Origin of the sequence: Cellulosimicrobium sp. SH8, from assembly GCF_025818875.1 — a bacterium.
GTDB classification, from domain to species: domain Bacteria; phylum Actinomycetota; class Actinomycetes; order Actinomycetales; family Cellulomonadaceae; genus Cellulosimicrobium; species Cellulosimicrobium cellulans_D.
In genome coordinates, this window is the sequence record NZ_JAMXMH010000009.1 from 1 (window position 1) to 20,952 (window position 20,952).

A 20,952-nucleotide genomic window follows, 5' to 3' on the forward strand; every position below is an offset into this window, starting at 1 on the left:
CGCCTTCACCGCCCAGAACGCCGCCCTTGCGGCATGATCACCACTAACCCCGTGTCAACCGTTCCTGCAGCAGTCCCCTCGTCGACACCGCCGGACGACTCCTGACCGCCCACGTGACCGCGGCGAACGTCCAGGACCAGGCCGTGTTCGCCGACCTACTCACGAAATACCCGTGCCCGTCCGTGGCGCACGTCTGGGCTGACAAGGGCTACACCGGGCAAGCACCCGCCGACGCCGCGACCGCGGCCGGGATCGAGCTGGAGATCGTCTCTGGCCCCAACCCGTCGGCGGGTTCGTCGTTCAACCCCGGCGCTGGGTCGTCGAGCGGACGAACGGGTGGATCAACCGACACAGGCGCCTCGTGCGGCAGTACGAAGCCACCCTCACAGCCCATGAAGCGTTCGTCATCCTGTCCCAGATCCGGCTTCTCCTACGTCGCCTCGATCGCCGCGAGTCGTTGTTCGACAGGCTTTAGGCTCAGGGGATGGCGACGACCGAGGCGACGAGCGCGCGCGTCGACAGCTGGCTCTGGGCCGTCCGGGCGTTCAAGAGCCGCTCGCAGGCGACCGCCGCGGTCAAGGCCGGGCACGTGCGGGTCAACGGCGAGCGCGCGAAGCCCGCGACGAGCGTCAAGGTGGGCGACCGCGTCGTCGTCCGTGGCGGCCCGGCCGAACGGATCCTCGTCGTCGAGAAGGTGCTCGTGAAGCGCGTCTCCGCACCGCTCGCCGCGCAGGCCGTGATCGACCAGAGCCCGTCCCCGCCGCCCAAGGAGCTCACTGTCCGGGTCGCCGTCCGCGAACGCGGCGCCGGCCGCCCGACGAAGCGCGAGCGCCGCGACCTCGACCGCCTCCGGGGCCGCGGCTGACGCACGTGCGGCCGGGAGCCGCACGTGGAGGTGCGTCTCCCGGCCGCGGGTGCAGCGCTCGGTGAGGGGTGTCAGGTCAGCAGGCGCCGAGGTCCTTCCAGACGCCCCACTGGCCGCTCTGGGCGGGGTTCTCGCCCGTCGTCCACCACTTGGCCTGGTAGTTGCGGCCGTCGTGGGAGACGTTCGCGCCGCCGAGGTACACGCCGCCCGCGGTCCACGCCGGCGCGGTGCAGTTGCCGGGCTCCGGGTCGGTGGGCTCAGGGTCCGGGTCGCCCGGGCCCGTGCCGCCGGCGCCGATCTTGAGGTCGACGCAGTTGTAGAACGCGTTCACCGTGTTCGACACGTTCCAGCGCGCGAGGATCGTGTGGTTGCCCTCGGGCAGGCCGGTCAGCGTGTGGGAGATGTTGCTCGGGGGCTGTGCGCCGCCCTGGTTGAACGTCTTGAACAGCACGCCGTCGACGAAGTACTCCCACGTGCTCGTGTTGTGCGCCGCGGTGAGGTTCCACTGGAACGTCACCGACGTGCCGGTCTGCGTGCGCGGCCACGGCTTGCTCGTGTCGTCGAGGATGCTGAACCCGCTCCCGCCGGAGCACTTCATCGAGCCCTTGGGGGCCTCGACGGACTGCGGCTCGTACTTGATGCCGCCGCAGTCGAAGGACGTGGTGCCCTTCGCGCAGTGGTCCTGCCGGCTCGGCGGGGACGTGATCCAGCCGTGCGCGCTCGCGCTGGGTGCGATGGCCACGGGGGCGATGATCGCGACCGCGCCGACGACGGCCGCCAGGAGTACCGCTCTCAGTCTTCGCATGAGTTGTCTCGCTCTCCATCCGGTGGTGCATGGGTCCTGCGGCGCGCTTCGTCGCGGGCCGCTCTCGGATCGGGCACCTTCGACGCTACGAAATGTGCGGAGTGCGGACAATTGGGCAAAGCCCGTACGTGCTTCCGCGTACCCGGCGCGTCGTCCACGCCCGGCACGCGCGACGGCGGGTGCCCTCGCCCGGACGGACGAGTGCACCCGCCGTCGCGGGGTTCAGCGGGTCAGCAGGCGCCGACCAGCTTCCACGGGCCCCACTGCTCGGCGCCCGGGACGTTGTTCAGCGTCCACCACTTCGCCTCGAAGATGTTCCCGTTGTGCGAGACCTTCGCCCCGCCCGTGTACGTCGCGGTCGAGGACCACGCCGGGTCGGTGCACTCGCCCGGCTCGCCGCCGCCCGGGTTCTCGCCGCCCGGGTTCTCGCCGCCCGGGTTCTCGCCGCCGGGGTTCTCGCCGCCCGGGTTCGTGCCGTTCGCCGTGACCGTGAGGTCGACGCAGTTGTAGAACGCGTTCACCGTGTCCGCGACGCTCCAGCGCGCGAGGATCGTGTGGTTGCCGAGGGGCAGGCCCTTCAGGGTGTGCGAGATGTCCTTGGGGGGCTGCACGCCGCCGCCGTCGAACGAGGCGAAGAGCTGGCCGTCGACGAAGTACTCCCACACGCTCGTCGCGTGGTTCGCGGTGAGCTTCCACTGGAAGGTCACCTCCTGGCCGGTGGTCGTGCGGGGCCACGGCTTCGACGCGTCGTCGAGGATCGTGTAGCCGCTGCCGCCGGAGCACTTCATCGAGCCCTTGACGGCCTCGACGGACTGCGGCTCGTACTTGAGCCCGCCGCAGTCGAAGGACGTGGCGCCGGTGGCGCACTGGTCCTGCCGGCTCGGGGGGGACGTGATCCAGCCGTGCGCCGAGGCGCTGGGGGCGATCGCGATCGGGGCGATGATCGCGGTCGCGCCCACGACGGCGGCGAGGAGCGCCGCGCGAAGTCGCTTCATGGGGGACTCGCTTCCTGTGTCGGGGAGGGCCGACACCGTGCGGAGCCCGCACCGTCGGCCGTGACGGGGTGGACCGTAGGCAGCCGGGCGACGTCCGCTCAACGACTACGCACGCCCGGCGCCGGGTACGGGAAGTCCCGTACCCGGTGGGTCGGTTCGCCGGAATCGTGCGCCTGCGCGGTCGTGCCTGCGCCGCCGTCGCACCCGCGCCGAGCGCCTCGGCGGGTGAGAAACATGTGGGGACCACGTAGCCCAGGTCGTCTCCGTGCGGTCCGGCCCGAGGTGCCCGGACGGCCGGGGGCTCGCGAACGGCGGCGAGCCCGGGGCGAGTGATGCGTCAGCGGCCGACGGATGCGTTCGGGGACGCATCTGTCGGCCGCTGACGCAGCGTTCGGTGGGTCAGGTCAGCAGGCGCCGAGGTCCTTCCAGACGCCCCACTGGCCGCTCTGGGCGGGGTTCTCGCCCGTCGTCCACCACTTGGCCTGGTAGTTGCGGCCGTCGTGGGAGACGTTCGCGCCGCCGAGGTACACGCCGCCCGCGGTCCACGCCGGCGCGGTGCAGCTGCCGGGCTCGGGGTCGGTCGGCTCGGGGTCCGGGTCGGTGCCGCCGGTGCCGTTGACGTTGACGTCGACGCAGTTGTAGAACGCGTTGTTCGTGTCGGCGATGTTCCAGCGCGCGAGGATCGTGTGGTTGCCCGACGGCAGGCCGGTGAGCGTGTGCGAGACGTCGTAGGCCGGGCGCTTGCCGCCGTCGTTGAACGTCTTGAAGAGCGTGCCGTCGACGAAGTACTCCCACGTGCTCGTGGCGTGCGCGACCTCGAGCTCCCACTGGAACGTCACGGTGCTGCCCACGGTCGTCCGCTTCCAGGGCCTTCCGGCGTCGTCGAGGATGTCGAACCGGCTGCCGCCGGAGCACTGCATCGAGCCCTTGACGGCCTCGACGCTCTGCGGCTCGTACTTGATCTCGCCGCAGTCGAACGAGAGGGTGCCGCTGCTGGCGCACTGTTCCTGGCGGCTCGCGGGCGAGGTGATCCAGCCGTGCGCCGAGGCGCTCGGGGCGACCACGATCGGTGCGACGATCGCGGCCGCGCCCACGACGGCGGCGACGAGGGTCGCGCGGAGTCGTCTCATGAGGGTCTCGCTTCCTGGTCGGGGTGCCGACGGCGGCGCGAAGCCCGGTTCGTCGGCCTTGACCCGACGGACGCTAGGCACGCCCGCTTCCCCGGGCAACGGTTCGGCGAGGAATACGGGAGGTAGGGGTTCGCCCCTAAGCGTGCCTGCCAGGACGTACGACGGCGCAGGTCAGGGGCGCGGGACGGGTCGGGGAGCGTAGCCGGGGGAGCGGTCGCCACGTCCGAGATGTGCGGGGACCCCGTATCGCGGATCAGGCCCCGACGACCCCCGAGGGCAACCACGAGAGGGCCCAGGAGCTCCTCGCGGGACCCCGACGGGAGCGCCCGGCCTCAGGCGACCACGTCCTCCTCGCGGAGCCGGGGCTCGGTGCGCAGCGCCGGGCGGAGCCCGGACTTGTCGGCGTAGAACGCGCGCACGACGTCCATGTCGGCGCGCACGTCGCCCGTGAGCTCGATCGTGGGGCCGAGACCGGTCGTCATGGTGGTGCGGTCGACGTACCCGAGGGTCACCGGCAGGTGCGCCTCGCGCGCGATGCGGTAGAAGCCCGACTTCCAGTACGACCCCGCGCCCCGCGTGCCCTCGGGCGTCACGACGAGCGAGAACACCTCGCCGGCCCGGAGGCGCGCGACGACGTCGGCCACGACCCGGCTCGGGTCGCGCCGGTCGACGGGGATGCCGCCGAGCGCGCGCATGAGCGGGCCCGCAGGGCCGGCGAACAGGGTGTGCTTGCCCAGCCAGCGCACGTGGATCCCCGTGCTCCAGGCGATGGCGAGCATGAGGACGAAGTCCCAGTTCGACGTGTGCGGGGCGCCGACGAGGAGCGTCGGGCGGCCGGTGTCGTACGGCTCGGAGCGCAGGGACCACCGGCTGGTCGCCCAGTAGGCGCGGGCGAGGGCTCGGCGGATCACCACGCCACGGTACAGGCCGTCCACAGGGAGACCGGTTGCCGTCGACAACCTCCGGGACCTTGGTTAGTCTCCGGGCGGGTAGGGAACTTCCCGCTCTACCAGCACGGCCCGGACATGTCTGATCGACCACCCACTGCTCGACGGAGACCAGATGGACACCACTCCCGCCGGTACACCCGCCCTCCTGCGCACCCTCAACGCCCGCGCCGTCCTCGGCGTGCTCGGCACGGGCGCCCAGGTCGCCCGGCCCGACGTCGTCGCGGCGACCGGCCTGTCCAAGACGACCGTCGCGCAGACGCTGCGTGCGCTCGAGGCGACAGGGGTGGTGACGGAGGCCGGGCTCGACCGGGACCGGCGGGGACCGGCCGCGACGCTGTACCGCGTGGACCCGGACTACGCGTTCGGCCTGGGGATCGACGTCGCGCGCGACCGGGTGCGGGTCGCGCTCGTCGACGTCACGGGGGCGATCCGGGCCCGCGCGGAGCGCCGGGACGTCAAGCCGACGACGACGGCGCGCGCGCGTGCGGCCGCGGAGCTCGCCCGTGCGTGCGTGAACGACGCCGCCGCCCGGCTCCCCCAGGGCACCACGGTCGAGGTGACGCGCGCCGTCGCGGCGGTCCCGCTCATCGTCGGGTCGGACCGGCGGACCATCCGGCGCGTCCCCGGCTACGAGAAGGGCGGGACCGATCTGGTCGAGGCTCTCGAGGACTCCCTGGGCTGCCCGGTGACGCTCGAGAACGACCTCAACCTCGCGGCGCTCGCCGAGCAGCGCGACGGGGTCGCGGCGGGCGTGCGCTCGTTCGCCGTGCTCGGCCTCGGCGACGGGTTCGGTGCGGGTCTCGTGCTCGACGGAAAGCTCCACCGCGGGTTCGCGGGCGGTGCGGGCGAGGTCTCGTTCCTGCCGCACCCCGCTCGGGCGCTGGGCTCCGAGGCGTTGGGCGCGTCGTCCCTCGCCGTGCTCGCCAAGGAGCACGGCCTGCCGGACGACGTGACGGTCAAGGACTTCGTCGACCGCGCCGAGCACGGCGACGGCGCCTCGAACGACGCGCTCGACGAGGTCGCCGAACGTATCGGGGTCGTGGCGGCGTCCGTCGCGCTGGTCGTCGAGCCCGAGCTGTTCGTCCTCACCAACCAGGCGGCGCGCGCGCCCATCGCGGACCGGGTGAAGCGCTTCCTCGCGGAGAAGATCGCCGTGCTCCCCATCCAGGTCGTCCCGTCGGAGCTCACGTGCGACGCCGTCGTGGTGGGCGCCGCGCGCTCGGCCAGCGACGCCCTGCGCGACGAGGTGTTCCGCACCGCTGCGGCCCACCCCGCGCCGGGCGAGGGCGACGCCCCCGACGAGCGCGAGGAAGCGGCGTCGTGACCGCCGCCGCACCGGGCGGGGGAGCGCCGCCGTCGGACCTGGTCTCGCGGCTGGGCCTCGCCGCCGACGCGCGCGCGATCATCCTCAACGCCGACGACTACGGCATGTGCCGCGCCGCCAACCGCGCGGTCTCCGAGCTCCTCCTCGCGGGGCACGTCGACTCCGCGACGGTGATGGTCCCGTGCGGGTGGGCGCCGGACGCGCTCGCCTTCGCCGCCGCGCACCCCGTCGACGTCGGCGTGCACCTCGTGCTGACCAGCGAGTGGACGCGGTACCGGTGGCGCCCGCTCACCGGCACGGGCACCTCCCTGGTCGACGACGCGGGCTACTTCCCGCGCGACGTCCTCACCGTCGAGCGGCAGGCGCGCGTCGAGGACGTCGTCGCCGAGCTCACGGCCCAGCTCGACACGGCGCTCGCGGCCGGGGTCGACGTCTCGCACCTCGACAACCACATGGGCTCCGTCTACGGGCTCGAGACGGGGCGCTCGTTCCTCCCGCAGGTCTTCGAGCTCGCCGCCCGGCACCGCCTGCCGTTCCGCCTGCCTCGCACGACCGACGGGATGGTGCTGCCCCCGGGCGACTTCCAGCCCCTGCTCGACGAGGCGACGGCCGCGGCGGACGCGCTCGGCGTCGTGCTGGTCGACCGGCTGTGGACCCACCCCTTCGAGCTCGACGGTGCCGGGACGGTCGAGGAGGAGGACTACGAGAACGTCCGGGCGGACTTCCTCGACCTGCTGCGCCGCGTCCCGTCCGGGGTGACGGAGATCTTCCTCCACCCGATGCTCGACGACGACGAGCTCGGCGACGTCGCCGACTACGGCGTCGCGAAGCGCGGCTTCGAGCACCGTCTCCTCGCCGACCCGGCCGTCGCGGCCGTGATCGCCGAGGAGGGCATCGTCCGGGTCGGTTGGCGGGACCTGCGCGCGGTGCAGCGGGGCGAGCGGTGAGCGCCCCGCACGGGACGCCGTCGGGCAGCGTGCCCACGGCGGGTGGGGGGCTGCTCGCGCGGATGCGGGACCGCCGGCTCGTCGGCGCGCCCTCCCGCGCGCGGACGATCGCCTACGGCGCGTCCGCGTTCCCCTCGAACCTGCTGATGCAGACGTTCTCCGCGTTCGTCGTCTACTTCTACGTCGACCACCTCGGCGTGCGCGCCGGCTGGGTCGCGGGGGCGATGGTCGCGCACGGGATCCTCAACGCCCTGCTCAACCCCCTCGTCGGCGCGGCGTCCGACCGGCGCCGCACGCGGTGGGGCCGGCGCGTCCCCTGGATCGTGCTGGGGATCGTGCCGCTCGTCGTCGCGTTCGCGCTCGTCTGGATGCCGCCCGCCGTGGGCCCGACCGGCCTCGTCGTGTGGTTCCTCGTCGTCGTCGCGCTGTTCGACGTCGCGTACGTCGTGGTCGCGCTCAACATCTCCGCGCTGTTCCCCGAGATCTTCCGCACGACGGCGGAGCGCGCCCGCGGCAACACGCCGCGCCAGATCTTCGGCCTCGTCGGGATGATCCTCGGCACCGCCGGGGCGCCGCTGCTGTACGGCACGCTCGGGTGGACCTGGATGGCGCTGCTGCTCGCGGCCGTGAGCCTCGCGTTCTTCGTGTGGTCCCTCGCCGGGATGGTCGAGCGTCCGGTCGACGACGCCGTCGTGCGCGAGCGTGAGGCCGCCGTCCGGCTGGGGGACCAGCTCCGGTACACGTTCGCCAACCGCGCGTTCGTCACCTACGTGCTCGGGTCGCTCCTGCTCCAGAGCACGACCGCCATCGTGCTCGCCGCGATCCCGTTCTACGTGCGGTACACGCTGGGCGGCGCCGAGGCCGACGCGACGCTGCTGCTCGCGCCCATCTTCGTCGCCGCGATCCCGTCGATCGTCGGGTGGTCGTGGGTCGTGCGGCGCATCGGGCCGCGCTCCGCGATGCTGTGGGTCGTCGGGGTGTACGGCCTCGCGACCTGCCTCTACCTGATCCCGTCCACCGTCCTCGGCGCCGCGCTCGCGGGCCTCGCCGTGGGTGTGGGCGTGGCGGGGCTCATGCAGGTGCTCGAGGTCGCGCTCGCGCAGGTCATCGACGACGACGAGCGCCGCACCGGCCTGCGCCGCGAGGGCATGTACTTCGGCGCCAACGGGTTCGTCGTGCGCGGTTCCGTGATCGTCCAGGCCGTGCTCGTCGCGGGCGTGCTGTCGGCGAGCGGGTACGTCGAGGGTGCGGGCGACGTCGTGCAGCCGGACAGCGTCGCGACCGGCGTCCGCCTGCTCCTCGGCGCCGTCCCCGTGGCCCTCGCCGCGCTCGCGTTCGTCTGCTTCTGGTTCTACCCCCTCCGCGGTCGCGACCCCGAGGACACCGACGTCGCCCTCGCCGACGCCGGCGCATCCCCGACGGCGGCTGACCCCCTCCCGAGATAGACAAACGCTCGCCCCGTCGCGCATGCCGTTGTCGCTCGCTCCGGCCCCCGGACGAGCCGCAACCGCATGCTCGACCGGCGATAGCCGCGTCGTCGACCCGTGTTCCTACCGCGGCGGGGTGGTGACTCCGAGGGTGTGCTCGGCGACGGTGCAGGGGTCGGTGCCCGCGTCGACGTCGCGGAGGTCGCACGCGACGCGGCGCATGAGCGTGCGGAAGGCGCGTCGCTCGTCGGGCGAGAGCATGCCGAGGAGCTGCTCCTCGGCGTCGTGCACGGCGGTGGCCCACCCGGCGAGCCGACGGCGGCCCTCGGGCGTCGCGACGACGCGGCGTGCGCGGCGGTCGGCGGGGTTCTGCTGCCGCTCCACGAGGCCCGCGGCGACGAGGTCGTCGACGAGGTAGGTCATGACGGTCCGGTCGATGCCGTGGTGCTCGGCGAGGGCGAGCTGGGTGGGGTGGTCGCCCTGCGCGACGGTGACGAGGACCTGATAGCCACGGGTGCCGTGCGGGACGTCGTCGAGCGCCTGCTCGACGGTCGCGCGGTAGGCGCGCAGGAGCACGCCGAGGTGCCAGCCGAGGTCCTCGAGGCGGCCGGGGAGCTCGGCGGGGCCGGTCGTGGGAGCGGTCGTCGTGCTCGTGCTCATCCGCCCACCCTACCGCCGGGAAGGTGGTTGCACCACCTTTCTGTTGAAGATATGTTCTGTATAGCAACGTATCTTTGAGATCGCGAGGAGCCATGCCCGACTACGGCCACGACCTGCGCTTCGGGTCCTTCGTCACACCCACCGCCGCGGCGCCGCACCAGGCCGTCGCGCTGGCGCAGGTCTCCGAGGAGGTGGGCCTCGACCTCGTGACGTTCCAGGACCACCCCTACCAGGCCGCGTTCCTCGACACGTGGACCCTGATGTCCTGGGTCGCCGCGCGCACCGAGCGCATCCGGATCGCGGGCAACGTGCTCAACCTGCCGCTCCGCCCGCCGGCCGTCCTCGCGCGGGCCGTCGCGAGCCTCGACCGGCTCTCGGGCGGGCGGGTCGAGCTCGGGCTCGGCGCGGGCGGGTTCTGGGACCCGATCGTCGCGATGGGCGGCGAGCGCCTGACACCGGGGGAGTCGGTCGACGCACTCTCCGAGGGCATCGACGTCATCCGCGGGCTGTGGGACACGTCCACGCGCGACCGCCTCGTCGCAGGCGGGGCCCATCACCGCGTCGACGGCCCCAAGCGCGGGCCGGCTCCGGCGCACGACGTCGAGATCTGGGTCGGCGCGCTCAAGCCCCGCATGCTGCGCCTCGTGGGCGCACAGGCCGACGGCTGGCTCCCGTCGCTCGCGTACCTCCAGAGCTTCGAGGCGCTGGCGAAGGGCAACGCGACGATCGACGCCGCCGCCGAGGCCGCGGGTCGCGACCCGCGCGCCGTTCGTCGTCTGCTCAACGTCGGCGGCCGCTTCACCGCCGACGGCGGTGCGGGGTTCCTCCAGGGCTCGCCGCGCCAGTGGGCCGAGCAGGTCGCCGAGGTGACGCTCGAGCACGGCGTGTCCACGTGGATCGTCGCGGGCGACGACCCGACGACGCTCGCCGTCGTCGGGCAGGAGGTCGCCCCCGCGGCGCGCGATCTCGTCGCGGCCGCACGCGGCACCGCGCCGGCCGCGACGACCGACGGCGAGGCCCGCGCATGACCGACTACGGCCACCCGCTCCGGTTCGGCACGTTCGTCACGCCGTCGGCGCAGGACCCGGAGGCGACGGTCGGGCTCGCCCGCCTCGCCGAGGACCTCGGCTACGACCTCGTGACGTTCCAGGACCACCCGTACCAGCCGCGCTTCCTCGACACGTGGACGCTGCTGTCGTACGTCGCGTCCGCGACCGAGCGCATCCACGTCGCGCCCGACGTCGTCAACGTCCCGATGCGTCAGCCCGCCGTGCTCGCGCGCGCGGCGGCGAGCCTCGACCTGCTGTCCGACGGGCGCGTCGACCTCGCGCTGGGCGCGGGCGCCTTCTGGGACGCCATGGTCTCGATGGGCGTCGACCGTCTGACGCCGGGCGAGTCCGTCGACGCGCTCGCCGAGGCGATCGACGTGGTCCGGGCGATCTGGGGCGAGGACGGCGACGACGAGCTGTTCGTCTCCGGGCGCCACCACCGGCTCGACGGCGCCACCGCCGGGCCGGGGACCACGCGGCGCATCCCGCTCTGGCTGGGCGCGCTCGGCCCCCGCATGCTGCGCCTCGTCGGGGCGAAGGCCGACGGCTGGCTCCCGTCGCTGGGCCGCGTCGGCCGGGACGGGCTGCGCGCGGGCAACGCGCGCATCGACGAGGCCGCGACCGCCGTCGGGCGCGACCCGCGGGAGGTGACGCGCCTGCTCAACGTGTCGGGCACGTTCGACGAGGCCTCCGCGGCGTCCGGTCTCGGAGGGGCGCCCGACCTCGCCGGGCCGCCCGAGGCCTGGGTCGAGCGGCTCCTGCCGCTCGTCCTCGAGGAGGGTGTCTCGACCCTGATCCTCGCGACCGACGACGAGCGCACGACCCGCCGGTTCGCCGAGGAGGTCGCGCCCGCGCTGCGGGACGCCGTCGCCGCGGGGCGCGCGACGAGCGGGACGGACACGTCCCGCGTCGTGCCGCTAGCGGTCCGCTCCGCGCGTCGCGAGGGCATCGCGTACGACGACGTCCCCGCCTCGCTCGCGGAGCGCGCGGTCGAGCCGGGCGACTCCGCGTACGCGGGCGTGCGCTCGAACTACCTGCGCGGCGGCTCGCCCGGGCTCGTGCTGCGGCCCCGCGACACCGCGGAGGTCGTCGAGGCGCTCGCCTTCGCGCACGCCCAGCCGGTGACGCGCACCGTGCCGCTGTCCGTCCGCTCGGGCGGGCACGGCATCAGCGGGCGCTCCACGAACGACGGCGGGATCGTGCTCGACCTCGGCGCGCTGGACCAGATCGAGGTGCTCGACGGCGCCGCGCGCCTCGTGCGCGTCGGGCCGGGCGCGCGCTGGGGCGAGGTCGCGGCGGCGCTCGCGCCGCGCGGGTGGGCGATCACGTCGGGCGACTACGGCGGCGTGGGCGTGGGCGGGCTCGCGACCGCGGGCGGCATCGGGTTCCTCGGGCGCGCCCACGGCCTGACGATCGACCACGTGCGCGCGGTCGAGGTCGTCCTCGCCGACGGGTCGGTGGTGCGGGCGAGCGCGGACGAGAACCCGGACCTGTTCTGGGCCGTGCGCGGCGCGGGGTCGCAGGTCGGGATCGTCACGTCGTTCGAGCTCGTCGCGGACGAGGTCTCGGCGGTGGGGTTCGCGCAGATGGTGCACGACGCGTCCGACCTCGCCGGGTTCCTCGAGCGCTGGGGCGCGACGGTCGAGTCGTCGCCGCGGGACACGACGAGCTTTCTCATCGTCGGGCGCCCGCGCCCCGGCCAGCCGGTCGTCGCGCAGTCCATGACCATGGTCGACTCCGACGACCCCGACACCGTCCTCGCCCGGCTCCAGCCGTTCGCGGCGATCTCCCCGCTGCTCGCGCAGGCGACGGCGCAGATCGTGCCGTACGACGCCGTCGTCTCCGCACCCGCGCCCGGCCCGCACGGCGGCCAGGGCGAGCCCGTCTCGCGTTCCGGCCTGCTGGAGCACCTCACGCCCGAGGCGTCCGCCCGGCTGGCGGGGCTGGTCGCAAGCGGCGACACGTACTTCTTCCAGATCCGCTCGACGGGCGGCGCGGCGTCGGACGTCCCCGCGGACGCGACGGCGTACGCGCACCGCTCGGCGAACTTCTCCGTCGTGGCGATGGGGGCGAGCCGCTCGCGGCTCGACGCGCGCTGGGACGCGCTGGCCGACGTGTTCGAGGGCATGTACCTGAGCTTCGACACCGACCTGCGCACCGAGCGGGTGACGGACGCGTTCCCGCCCGCGACCCTGGAGCGGCTGCGGGAGGTCAAGCGCCGCGTCGACCCGACGAACGTCTTCCGTGACAACCTCCCCGTCCTCGGACCGGACCCGCTCGAGCCGGCACCGGCCCCCGCGAGGTAGAGCCCCCCGTCGCGAGGTAGAAGTCGGGGGGCTCTACCTCGCGACCGGTCGTTCTACCTCGCGCGGGCCGCGCACGGTGAGGACCGCGTGGACGGCCAGCCCGGCGAGGATCGCCCAGAACGCGGCGGCGATGCCCGCCACGACGACGCCGCTCGCGGCGACGAGGAACGTCACGACGGCTGCCTCGCGCCCGCGCGGCTCGGCGACGGCCCCCGCGACGGCGGCACCGAGCGTCCCGACGAGCGCGAGACCCGCCGCCGCCTCGACGAGGCCCGCGGGCGCGGCGGCGACGAGCGCGGCGAGACCGGCGGACCCGACGGCGAGCACGAGGTACGCCCAGCCGGCGGTGTGGGCGGCGAGCCAGCGGCGTCGGGGGTCGGGGTGCGCCTCGGGCCCTGCGGCGAGCGCGGCGGAGATCGCGGCGAGGTTGATCGTGTGGCCGCCGGCGGTCGCTCCGGCGAGGGTCGCGAGGCTGGTGACGGTCATCGCCTCGCGCCACGGCACGCGGTAGCCGAACGACGCCATGACGGCGACGCCGGGCACGTTCTGCGACGCCATCGTCACGACGTAGAGCGGGACGGCGAGCCCGACCACCGCCTGCCACGAGAGCGTGGGCGCCGTGAGGTCGAGGCGCGGGACGGCGTCGGACCAGGCGAGCGTGCCGCCGTGCACGGCCTCGTACCCGACGATCGCGAGCGTCACCGTGAGCGCGGCGGGTGCCGCCCAGCGCGGCGCGACCCGCAGCAGGACGAGCCACGTGACGATCACCGGTGCGACGAGAAGCGGTGTGGCGACGACCGCGCGCACCGGTGCGAGGCACAGGGTCAGGAGCACGCCGGCGAGCATCGCCTGGGCGATCGGGGTGGGGATGGCGGCGACGAGGTCCCCGAGGCGCGGCCAGAGCGCGGTGAGCAGGACGAGCCCGCCGACGACGCAGAACGCCCCGACCGCGGCGGGCCACCCGCCCGCGACGGCGCCGGTGCTCACGAGCAGCGCGGCGCCGGGCGTGGACCACGCGAGCGTGAGGGGGGTGCGGTGCCGGGTGGTGAGCCAGAGGATGCCGACGGCCTGCGTGACGCACAGGGCGAGGAGCCCCGAGGCCGCCTGGTCGGGGGTCGCTCCGACGGCGCGCAGCCCGGCGAGCACGACGGCGAACGAGCTCGTGAAGCCGACGAGGGCGGTCACGAGCCCGGCGAGGACGGGGCGCAGGCGGTCCGAGGCGGGGTCCATGCTGCTCCTGGCAGACGGGGGCGTTCTGTTCATGGAACGGTATCAGAGGCCTCGCGACACCCGCGCCGGTAGGCTGCGGCCCGTGAGCGACGGGGCGGGGCGCGCAGGGAGACGGCCGGACGGCGAGACCGGAGGAGCGCCCGGACGCCCGTCGGGACGCGCGGAGGACGGGACGCTCGCGGCGGTCGCCGCGCAGCTCCGGGCGCTGCGTGCCGAGCGCGGGCTCTCGTTGTCGGCGCTCGCCGCGGCGGCGGGCATCGGCAAGGGCTCGCTCTCCGAGATCGAGCACGGCGCGCGCAACCCCACGCTCGCGACCCTCTACGCCCTGGCCGGGGCGCTCGGCGTCCCGCTCGCGACGCTGCTCGCCGAGCGCGCGGGCACCGAGGTGTCGTCCGAGGGCGTCACCGCACGGCTGCTCGACGCCCACCACCTGCCCGGCGGCACGGCCGTCGAGGTCTACCATCTGCACCTCGAGCCCCACGCGGACCGGACCTCACCGCCCCACGGGCCGGGCGTCGTCGAGCACCTGCTCATCACGCGCGGCCGCCTGCGGGCCGGGCGTCACGGGGCGGAGGCCGTGGTCGAGGAGGGCGACGAGCTGCGCTGGGTGTCCGACGCGGACCACTCCTACCGGGCGCTCGACGGCGCCCAGGTCGACGCGGTGCTCGTCATCCGGACACCGCCCCGGGGCGGCGCCGGGTAGACGTCGGGCTAGTACGCGTTCTGGCCGGGCACCCACGCGTCGGTCGTGAAGCCGGACGGCGCGCCCGGCGACCACGGCGCGGGCGGCGGCTGCGGCGTCCGGACCAGGAACGCCTGGCGCGCCGTGAGCATGAGCTGCAGCAGCGCGCGGCGCTGCCCCTCGACGCGCCACGCCTCGACCGCGCCGCGCGCGACGCGGTCGTGGAGCAGCGCGAGCTCCGTCGCCGCCTGCTGGTAGTCGCGCATCGCGTGCGCGGCGCCGCTGCCGCCCGTGCGGCGGGCCCAGTCGCGCGCCTGGCGGCGCGCGGCGAGCGTGGAGAGCATCGTGAGGTCCGCCGGCGTGACGAGGCCCGTCGGGACGTACGGCACGAGCTGGCGCTGGATCGTCGCGACCGTGCGGCGACGGTCGCGCACGAGCAGGACGATCAGGGTGACCAGCACCCCGAGCCCCGCGAGGTAGGCGACCCCGAGCGCGAGCGTGCCGAACCCGGTCGAGGCGTTCCACAGCATGTGGAGCGCGATCGCCGCCGCGAGGCCGCCGATCGGCGCGAGGACGCGGCGCGGCCCCGGCGGGCTCGTGGCCGCGCTCGCGACGCCGAGGCCCGTGAGCGCCGTGCACAGCGGGTGCAGCAGGGGGGTGACGAGAGCGCGGAGCACGAACGTCGGGCCGAGCGTCCCGTCCTGCGCGGCCATGATGAAGTACGTGACGTTCTCGACCGCCGCGAACCCGAGCGCGACCATCGCGGCGTAGATGACGCCGTCGGTCCAGCCGTCGATCTCGTGCCGGCGGAACCACAGCATCCCGAACAGCACGGCGCCCTTGAGGATCTCCTCGACGAACGGCGCCCCGAACGAGGCGACGACGTACCAGCCCACCTCCTCGCCGAACAGCGGCGCCGTGAGCAGCTCGAGCCCGAGCGTGTTGAGGATCCCCGCGACGAGCGTCGCGATGCCCGCGCCCCACAGGAACGCGACGACGAGCGCGCTCGGCGGCTCCGGCTCGAGGCGGTCGAGCGCGAGCACGACCGGCACCCAGATGCCGAGCGGCACGAGCGCCAGCAGCAGGCCCACGGTGAACGTCCCGACCCCGGACAGCGCCGCGAGCACGAGGCCGATCAGCAGGCACAGGCTCGCGACCGCGATCGTCACGATGACGCCCACGCGCGCCCGGCCCGGCGGCCGGCCCTCGAGCACGGCGCGTGGGTCGAGCGGCCCCGCGGCGCCTGCGGGCCCCTGCGGGTGCGGGTGCACCGGCGTCGGCTGCGGGTGCGGCGGGGGGACGGCGGGGCCGTGCGGCGGGAAGGTCACGGGCGGTAAGGCTACGCACCCGGATGCTGCCGGGGAAAGGTGTTCGACGCCTGGACGTGTCGCTACGCGGCGACGTCGTACCCCGACCGGACGCCGCCCCGACGGCGCACGGTGGCGTCGTCGGGCACGATCTCGTCCGGCGGGACGACGGCGCCGGGCTCCACGAGCACGCGACGTCCGACGCGCGCGCCGCTGCCCACGCGGGCACGGTCGCCGACCCGGGTCTCGGGGGAGATGCGCACGTTGTCGCCGACGCGGACGTCCCGGCCGAGGGTGACGTCGCGGTCGATCCAGGTTCCCTCGCCGAGCTGGGAACCGGACCCGACGACGGCCCCCTTCTCGACGTACGTGCCCGACCCGACGGGGACGGACTCGGGGACGCGCGCGTGCGGCGACACGAGGCCGCCGCCGGTGTGGCGCTCGTAGTGCATGATCTCGCCGTAGTCGTTCTCGACCTGGACACGGCGTGCGAGGCGGGCCATGCGACCTCCTCAGGGTCTGTCGGCAGTGGTACTGCTGACATAACGTCGGGGAGGTGCCCAGGATTCCAGCCCTGCCGACGCCCCGCCCGGCGTCGATCCGTCCTGGTCGGTCAGAGAGGGCGGGTGGTGCCGCGGACGACGAGGGTCGTGGGGAGGCGGACGTGGGGTTCGCGGGGGTTGCCCTCGACGAGGTCGACGATGAGGCGCAACGCCTCGGCGCCCATGCGGTGGATCGGCTGGTCGACGGTCGTCAGCGGCGGAGTGGTGAGCGCGGACTCGGGGACGTTGTCGAACCCGACGACGGAGACGTCGTCGGGCACGCGCAGGCCGAGCTCGGTGGCGACCTCCATGGTGCGGATGGCGGAGAGGTCGTTCGCGGCGAAGATCGCGGTCGGCCGCTCGGGGAGCGAGAGGAGCTCGTGCGCGGGGGAGTCGGCGAGGTCCGGGCGGTAGCCGCCGACGCGGACGAGGTCGGGGTCGAACGGGACGCCGGCCTCGGCGAGGGCCTCGCGGTACCCCTGCTCGCGCAGGCGCGCGGACTCGAGGTCGGGGCGGCCGGCGAGGAAGCCGATGCGGCGGTGGCCGAGGGAGAGCAGGTGCTCGGTCGCGGCGCGCGCGCCGGCGAGGTTGTCGGAGTCGACGGTGGGCGGGCCGGAGGGGCCGCGGTGCGGGTCGACGGCGACGACGGGGATGGAGTTGCCCGGCGCGACGACGGTCGGCGTGACGAGGATGGCGCCGTCGATCAGGGTGCCGCCGAGGCGCGAGAGGTAGCGCTGCTCCCAGCCGACGCGGTCGTCGCGGCGCAGCCCGCCGGAGTAGGCGAGCAGCTCGTAGCCGGTGCCGTCGACGGCCTCGGAGATGCCCTTGAGGAGCTCGGTCGAGAACGGCTCGAACTCGGCGACGAGGATGCCGATGACGTTGGTGCGACGGCTGCGCAGGCTGCGCGCGACGATCGACGACTCGTACCCGAGCTGGTCGATGACCTCCTGGACGTGCCGGGAGGTCTCCAGAGCGACGCCGTAGCGGCCGTTGATCACCTTGGAGACCGTCGCGACGGAGACGCCGGCGGTGCGCGCGACGTCGCCGATCGTGACTCTTCCCGTGGAGCGCATGGGGAGACAGTAGCCCGTGGCGAGGCCCCTCGGCGGCGCCCCGCCGGGCGCCCGGCCTGGTCCGAGGCCGCGTCGTGGGCCGTGCGGGCGCCCTACGCCCGCGCCCGGCGCCGGCTCGCGACGCATCGTGTGTAAAACGTTATCGATAACGATTGACACGCGACCCCTCCGTTTGCGAGAGTCGCCGTGGCGGCCCCGACGCGGAGGCGGCCCGGCGCGCTCGAGGCAGCGTGCGCCCTGTGCGACTCGACGAAGAGGACGGAACGATGAAGTCTCGAAAGCTCCTGGCGGCGACCGCCGTCGCGATGGCGGGCACGCTCGTGCTCTCGGCCTGCGGAGGCGGAGGCGACTCCGGCTCGGACGACGGCTCGGTCTCGATGACCTTCTGGCACAACTCCACGACCGGACCCGGCATGGAGTACTGGAAGGCCACGGCCGCGGCGTTCGAGGACGAGAACCCCGGCGTCACGATCAAGATCCAGTCCATCCAGAACGAGGACATGGACGGCAAGCTCCAGACCGCCCTGAACTCGGGTGACGCACCCGACATCTTCATGGCGCGCGGCGGCGGCAAGCTCGCGGACGTCGTCGAGGCGGGCCAGGTCAAGGACCTGACCGACCTCATCGACCCGGCGGTCGAGGAGGCGGTCGGCGGCTCGCTGAGCGCGCTCTCGGTCGACGGCAAGGTCTACGGCATGCCGGTGTCGATCCTGCCCGGTGGCATGTTCTACAGCACCGACCTGTTCGGGCAGGCCGGCATCACCGAGACCCCGGGGACGATCTCGGACCTCGAGGCGGCGACCGAGCAGCTCAAGGCCGCGGGCATCGCGCCCATCGCGCTCGGCGCCAAGGACGCGTGGCCTGCCGCGCACTGGTACTACTTCTTCGCGCTCCGCTTCTGCTCCCAGGACGCGATGAACGAGGCCGCCGCCACGCGGACCTTCGACGACCCGTGCTGGCTCGACGCCGGCAACGCGCTCGCGGACTTCGCCGCGACGGAGCCGTTCAACGAGGGCTTCCTCACCACGTCCGCGCAGCAGGGCGCCGGCTCCTCGGCCGGCCTGCTGGCGAACCACCAGGCGTCGATGGAGCTCATGGGCGCGTGGGACCCGGGCGTCATCGCGTCGCTCACGCCGGACGAGCAGCCCCTGCCCGACCTCCAGTGGTTCCCGTTCCCCGAGGTCGAGGGCGGTGACGGCGAGCCCGGCGCGATGATGGGCGGCGTCGACGGCTACTCGTGCTACGTGGACGCCCCGGACGCGTGCGCCGACTTCCTCAACTTCGCCATGTCGAAGGAGTCGCAGGAGGCCTACGCCACCGCGTTCCAGACGCTGCCCGCGAGCAAGGAGGCGCAGGGCGCGGTCGTCGACCCGGCACTCGTCTCGATCCTCGAGGCGTACAACGAGGCGCCGTACGTCTCCGTCTGGCTCGACACGCTCTACGGCCAGAACATCGGCAACGCGCTGAACACGGCCGTCGTCAACCTGCTCGCCGGCCAGGGCACGCCCGAGGACATCGTCACCGCCGTCAACGACGCGGCCGCCAAGGAGTAACCCCTTCCATGAACGTGTCCCAGGGCGAGATCTCGCCGAGCACGACGACGCCCGAGGACCGGGCCGGGGGCGGCGCGACGCCGCCCCCGGCCGCCCCGGCCGCCGCGCGGCGCCCCCCGCGCGGCGGCCGCTGGGCCCAGCGAGCCGAGATCGCGGTGCTCGCCGGGCCCGCGCTCGTCGTCTTCCTGACCTTCGTCATCGTCCCCGTGGTGATGGCGGCGTACTACGGGTTCTTCAAGTGGAAGGGCTTCGGCCCGCCGACGGAGTTCGTCGGGTTCGACAACTACCTCATCATCTTCCGCGACCCGGAGTTCCTCGCGGCGCTGGGGCACAACGCGTTCATCGTCCTGATGTCGCTCGTGCTGCAGGGCCCGGTCGCCGTGATCGTGGCGCTCATGCTCAACCGGCGCATCCGCGGCCGCTCGGTGATCCGGGTGCTCGTGTTCGTGCCGTACGTGGTGTCCGAGGTGATCGTCGGGACGGGCTTCAGCCTCATGCTCGCGACCACGGGCGCCGTGAACGACCTGCTGGAGCGCATCGGCCTCGGGTTCCTCACGGTCGACTGGCTCGCCGACCCGGACGTCGCGATCTGGACCCTGCTGCTCATCATCACGTGGAAGTACATCGGCTTCGCCGTGATCCTCTTCCTCGCGGGCCTGCAGGGCATCCCCGACGAGCTGGGGGAGGCGGCCGCGATCGACGGCGCGTCGTACTGGAAGACGCAGCGCTACGTCACGCTCCCGCTCCTCGGCCCGACCGTCCGCATCTGGGCGTTCCTGTCGATCATCGGCTCGCTCCAGCTCTTCGACCTCGTCTACATCATCTGGGGCCAGTACGTGGCCTCGACGGCGGGGACGTCGACCATGGCGACCTACATGGTGGCGAACGGGCGCAACGCGGGGAACTACGGGTTCGGCAGCGCGGTCGCCGTGGTGCTGTTCCTCATCTCGCTCGCGGTGGCGCTCGTCTACCAGCGGTACGTCCTGCGCCGTGACACCGAGGGCGCGATCACGGAAGGGAAGAAGTGATGGCCACCGTCACCGCCGCACCGGCGCCCGAGCGCGCTCCCGGCGCCAAGATCCCGAAGGAGCCGCGCGGCTCCGGCATCGGCCGGGGCGGCCCGCTGACGTACGTCGTCGCGTGGCTGCTCGTGGGCGTGTGCCTCGCCCCGATCGCGTACATCGTGATCGGCGGGTTCCGCACGAACGCGCAGATCACGGCGGACCCGTCGGGCCTGCCCGACCCGTGGCAGCTCGAGAACTACGTCAGCGTCCTGACGAGCTCGCTGTTCTGGCAGCAGCTCGGGAACTCGCTCGTGGCGGGGCTCCTCACGACCCTCGGCGTCGTCGTGCTCGGTCTCATGGCGAGCTACGTCATCGCGCGCTACTCGTTCGCGGGACGCGGGGCGCTGTACGCGCTGTTCGCGGCGGGACTCATGTTCCCCATGACCGTCGCGATCACCCCGCTGTACATCATGATCCGCTCGCTCGGGCTGATGAACTCCGTGGGCGGCCTGGTGCTCCCGCAGATCGCGTTCGCCCTCCCGACGACCGTCATCATCCTGGTCCCGTTCCTGCGCGCCATCCCGCGCGAGATCGAGGAGGCGGCGTCGATCGACGGGGCGAGCAGGCTCGGCTTCTTCTTCCGCATGGTCGTGCCGCTGTCCCTGCCGGGCGTCATCACCGTGGGGATCCTCGCGTTCGTCGCGAGCTGGAACAGCTACATGCTCCCGCTCTTCATCCTCAACGACGAGACGTCGTACACGCTCCCGCTGGGCGTGCAGGCGTTCGCGTCGCAGTACTCCGTGGACACCGCTCGCGTGCTCGCCTTCACCTCTCTGTCGATGATCCCCGCGCTCGTCTTCTTCTCGCTGTTCGAGCGGCGCATCGTCGGCGGGCTCTCCGGAGCCGTGAAGGGCTGACCGCGCGCCCGTCCGCACCCCGTCCCTGCCCCGCGCCGTGCGCGGGGCAGGGCCACCATCGAAGGAGAACGGTCCCGTGACCGACGTCGTCCCTGCCGTCCCGACGGCACCCCTCGGCTCCCCGGAGCAGGCCACCTCGCAGCCCGCGGCCCAGGCGCCGCGCAGCCCGCGCCCGGCGCCGCCGCA

At 73.8% G+C, this 20,952-nt stretch carries 19 protein-coding genes; 10 read left to right on the plus strand and 9 right to left on the minus strand.

Going from position 1 to position 20,952, the window contains the following annotated elements:
- Positions 1-484 precede the first annotated feature (484 nt).
- A complete protein-coding gene (locus NF338_RS13115; RefSeq protein WP_264031196.1) occupies positions 485-865 on the plus strand; it encodes an RNA-binding S4 domain-containing protein in 381 nt (126 codons plus the stop codon).
- Positions 866-941: 76 nt separating this feature from the next.
- Here NF338_RS13115 and NF338_RS13120 read toward each other — a convergent pair whose 3' ends face one another.
- The 4 genes from NF338_RS13120 to NF338_RS13135 all read right to left on the minus strand — a co-directional run bounded on the left by NF338_RS13120 (position 942) and on the right by NF338_RS13135 (position 4,709).
- Positions 942-1,607 (minus strand): lytic polysaccharide monooxygenase, encoded by a 666-nt coding sequence (locus NF338_RS13120; protein ID WP_264031197.1) that lies wholly within the window; start codon positions 1,605-1,607, stop codon positions 942-944.
- 293 nt (positions 1,608-1,900) lie between these two features.
- Positions 1,901-2,665, minus strand: a complete 765-nt coding sequence (locus NF338_RS13125; protein ID WP_264031198.1) for a lytic polysaccharide monooxygenase — start codon at positions 2,663-2,665, stop codon at positions 1,901-1,903.
- A gap of 404 nt (positions 2,666-3,069) precedes the next feature.
- Complete coding sequence (locus NF338_RS13130; protein WP_264031199.1) at positions 3,070-3,795, minus strand: lytic polysaccharide monooxygenase; 726 nt, start codon at positions 3,793-3,795, stop codon at positions 3,070-3,072.
- Between the two features lie 332 nt (positions 3,796-4,127).
- Positions 4,128-4,709 (minus strand): 1-acyl-sn-glycerol-3-phosphate acyltransferase, encoded by a 582-nt coding sequence (locus tag NF338_RS13135; RefSeq protein WP_264031200.1) that lies wholly within the window; start codon positions 4,707-4,709, stop codon positions 4,128-4,130.
- A 148-nt stretch (positions 4,710-4,857) separates the two neighbouring features.
- On the opposite strand from NF338_RS13135, the gene NF338_RS13140 reads away from it, so the two are divergent.
- From NF338_RS13140 to NF338_RS13150, 3 genes are read left to right on the plus strand one after another with little or no spacing between them, the layout of a single operon-like run.
- Positions 4,858-6,069 (plus strand): ROK family transcriptional regulator, encoded by a 1,212-nt coding sequence (locus NF338_RS13140; protein ID WP_264031201.1) that lies wholly within the window; start codon positions 4,858-4,860, stop codon positions 6,067-6,069.
- On the plus strand, positions 6,066-7,016 hold the full coding sequence (locus tag NF338_RS13145; RefSeq protein ID WP_264031202.1) for a polysaccharide deacetylase family protein: 951 nt from the start codon (positions 6,066-6,068) through the stop codon (positions 7,014-7,016). Before NF338_RS13140 ends, NF338_RS13145 begins: the two co-directional genes overlap by 4 nt.
- Positions 7,013-8,461, plus strand: coding sequence for an MFS transporter (locus tag NF338_RS13150; RefSeq protein WP_264031203.1), 1,449 nt, complete (start codon positions 7,013-7,015; stop codon positions 8,459-8,461). Before NF338_RS13145 ends, NF338_RS13150 begins: the two co-directional genes overlap by 4 nt.
- A gap of 105 nt (positions 8,462-8,566) precedes the next feature.
- Here NF338_RS13150 and NF338_RS13155 read toward each other — a convergent pair whose 3' ends face one another.
- A complete protein-coding gene (locus tag NF338_RS13155) occupies positions 8,567-9,103 on the minus strand; it encodes a MarR family winged helix-turn-helix transcriptional regulator (RefSeq protein WP_264031204.1) in 537 nt (178 codons plus the stop codon).
- A 92-nt stretch (positions 9,104-9,195) separates the two neighbouring features.
- On the opposite strand from NF338_RS13155, the gene NF338_RS13160 reads away from it, so the two are divergent.
- Together NF338_RS13160 and NF338_RS13165 are read left to right on the plus strand one after the other, a co-directional pair.
- Positions 9,196-10,131 (plus strand): LLM class flavin-dependent oxidoreductase, encoded by a 936-nt coding sequence (locus tag NF338_RS13160; protein ID WP_264031205.1) that lies wholly within the window; start codon positions 9,196-9,198, stop codon positions 10,129-10,131.
- A complete protein-coding gene (locus tag NF338_RS13165) occupies positions 10,128-12,458 on the plus strand; it encodes an LLM class flavin-dependent oxidoreductase (RefSeq protein ID WP_264031206.1) in 2,331 nt (776 codons plus the stop codon). The genes NF338_RS13160 and NF338_RS13165 overlap by 4 nt, the downstream gene beginning before the upstream one ends.
- A gap of 33 nt (positions 12,459-12,491) precedes the next feature.
- On the opposite strand, the gene NF338_RS13170 is transcribed toward NF338_RS13165, so the two are convergent.
- Positions 12,492-13,688: a benzoate/H(+) symporter BenE family transporter gene (locus NF338_RS13170; RefSeq protein WP_264031207.1), complete on the minus strand. Its 1,197-nt coding sequence runs from the start codon at positions 13,686-13,688 to the stop codon at positions 12,492-12,494.
- An 82-nt stretch (positions 13,689-13,770) separates the two neighbouring features.
- Here NF338_RS13170 and NF338_RS13175 point away from each other — a divergent pair, with 82 nt between their 5' ends.
- The gene (locus tag NF338_RS13175; protein WP_264031208.1) at positions 13,771-14,391 is read left to right on the plus strand and encodes a helix-turn-helix domain-containing protein; all 621 of its coding nucleotides are present in this window, start codon (positions 13,771-13,773) and stop codon (positions 14,389-14,391) included.
- An 8-nt stretch (positions 14,392-14,399) separates the two neighbouring features.
- Here the strand turns inward: NF338_RS13175 and NF338_RS13180 are convergent, their stop codons facing one another.
- From NF338_RS13180 to NF338_RS13190, 3 genes are all read right to left on the minus strand, one after another.
- Complete coding sequence (locus tag NF338_RS13180) at positions 14,400-15,698, minus strand: PrsW family intramembrane metalloprotease (RefSeq protein ID WP_264031209.1); 1,299 nt, start codon at positions 15,696-15,698, stop codon at positions 14,400-14,402.
- Between the two features lie 62 nt (positions 15,699-15,760).
- Positions 15,761-16,180: a transferase gene (locus NF338_RS13185; protein WP_264031210.1), complete on the minus strand. Its 420-nt coding sequence runs from the start codon at positions 16,178-16,180 to the stop codon at positions 15,761-15,763.
- A gap of 110 nt (positions 16,181-16,290) precedes the next feature.
- Complete coding sequence (locus NF338_RS13190; RefSeq protein ID WP_264031211.1) at positions 16,291-17,292, minus strand: LacI family DNA-binding transcriptional regulator; 1,002 nt, start codon at positions 17,290-17,292, stop codon at positions 16,291-16,293.
- 266 nt (positions 17,293-17,558) lie between these two features.
- Here NF338_RS13190 and NF338_RS13195 point away from each other — a divergent pair, with 266 nt between their 5' ends.
- From NF338_RS13195 to NF338_RS13205, 3 genes are read left to right on the plus strand one after another with little or no spacing between them, the layout of a single operon-like run.
- Complete coding sequence (locus NF338_RS13195) at positions 17,559-18,845, plus strand: ABC transporter substrate-binding protein (protein ID WP_087470035.1); 1,287 nt, start codon at positions 17,559-17,561, stop codon at positions 18,843-18,845.
- Positions 18,846-18,853: 8 nt separating this feature from the next.
- Entirely contained in the window at positions 18,854-19,873 is a 1,020-nt protein-coding gene (locus NF338_RS13200; RefSeq protein ID WP_264031213.1) for a carbohydrate ABC transporter permease, read from the plus strand.
- Entirely contained in the window at positions 19,873-20,766 is an 894-nt protein-coding gene (locus NF338_RS13205; protein ID WP_264031214.1) for a carbohydrate ABC transporter permease, read from the plus strand. Before NF338_RS13200 ends, NF338_RS13205 begins: the two co-directional genes overlap by 1 nt.
- Positions 20,767-20,952: the final 186 nt, after the last annotated feature.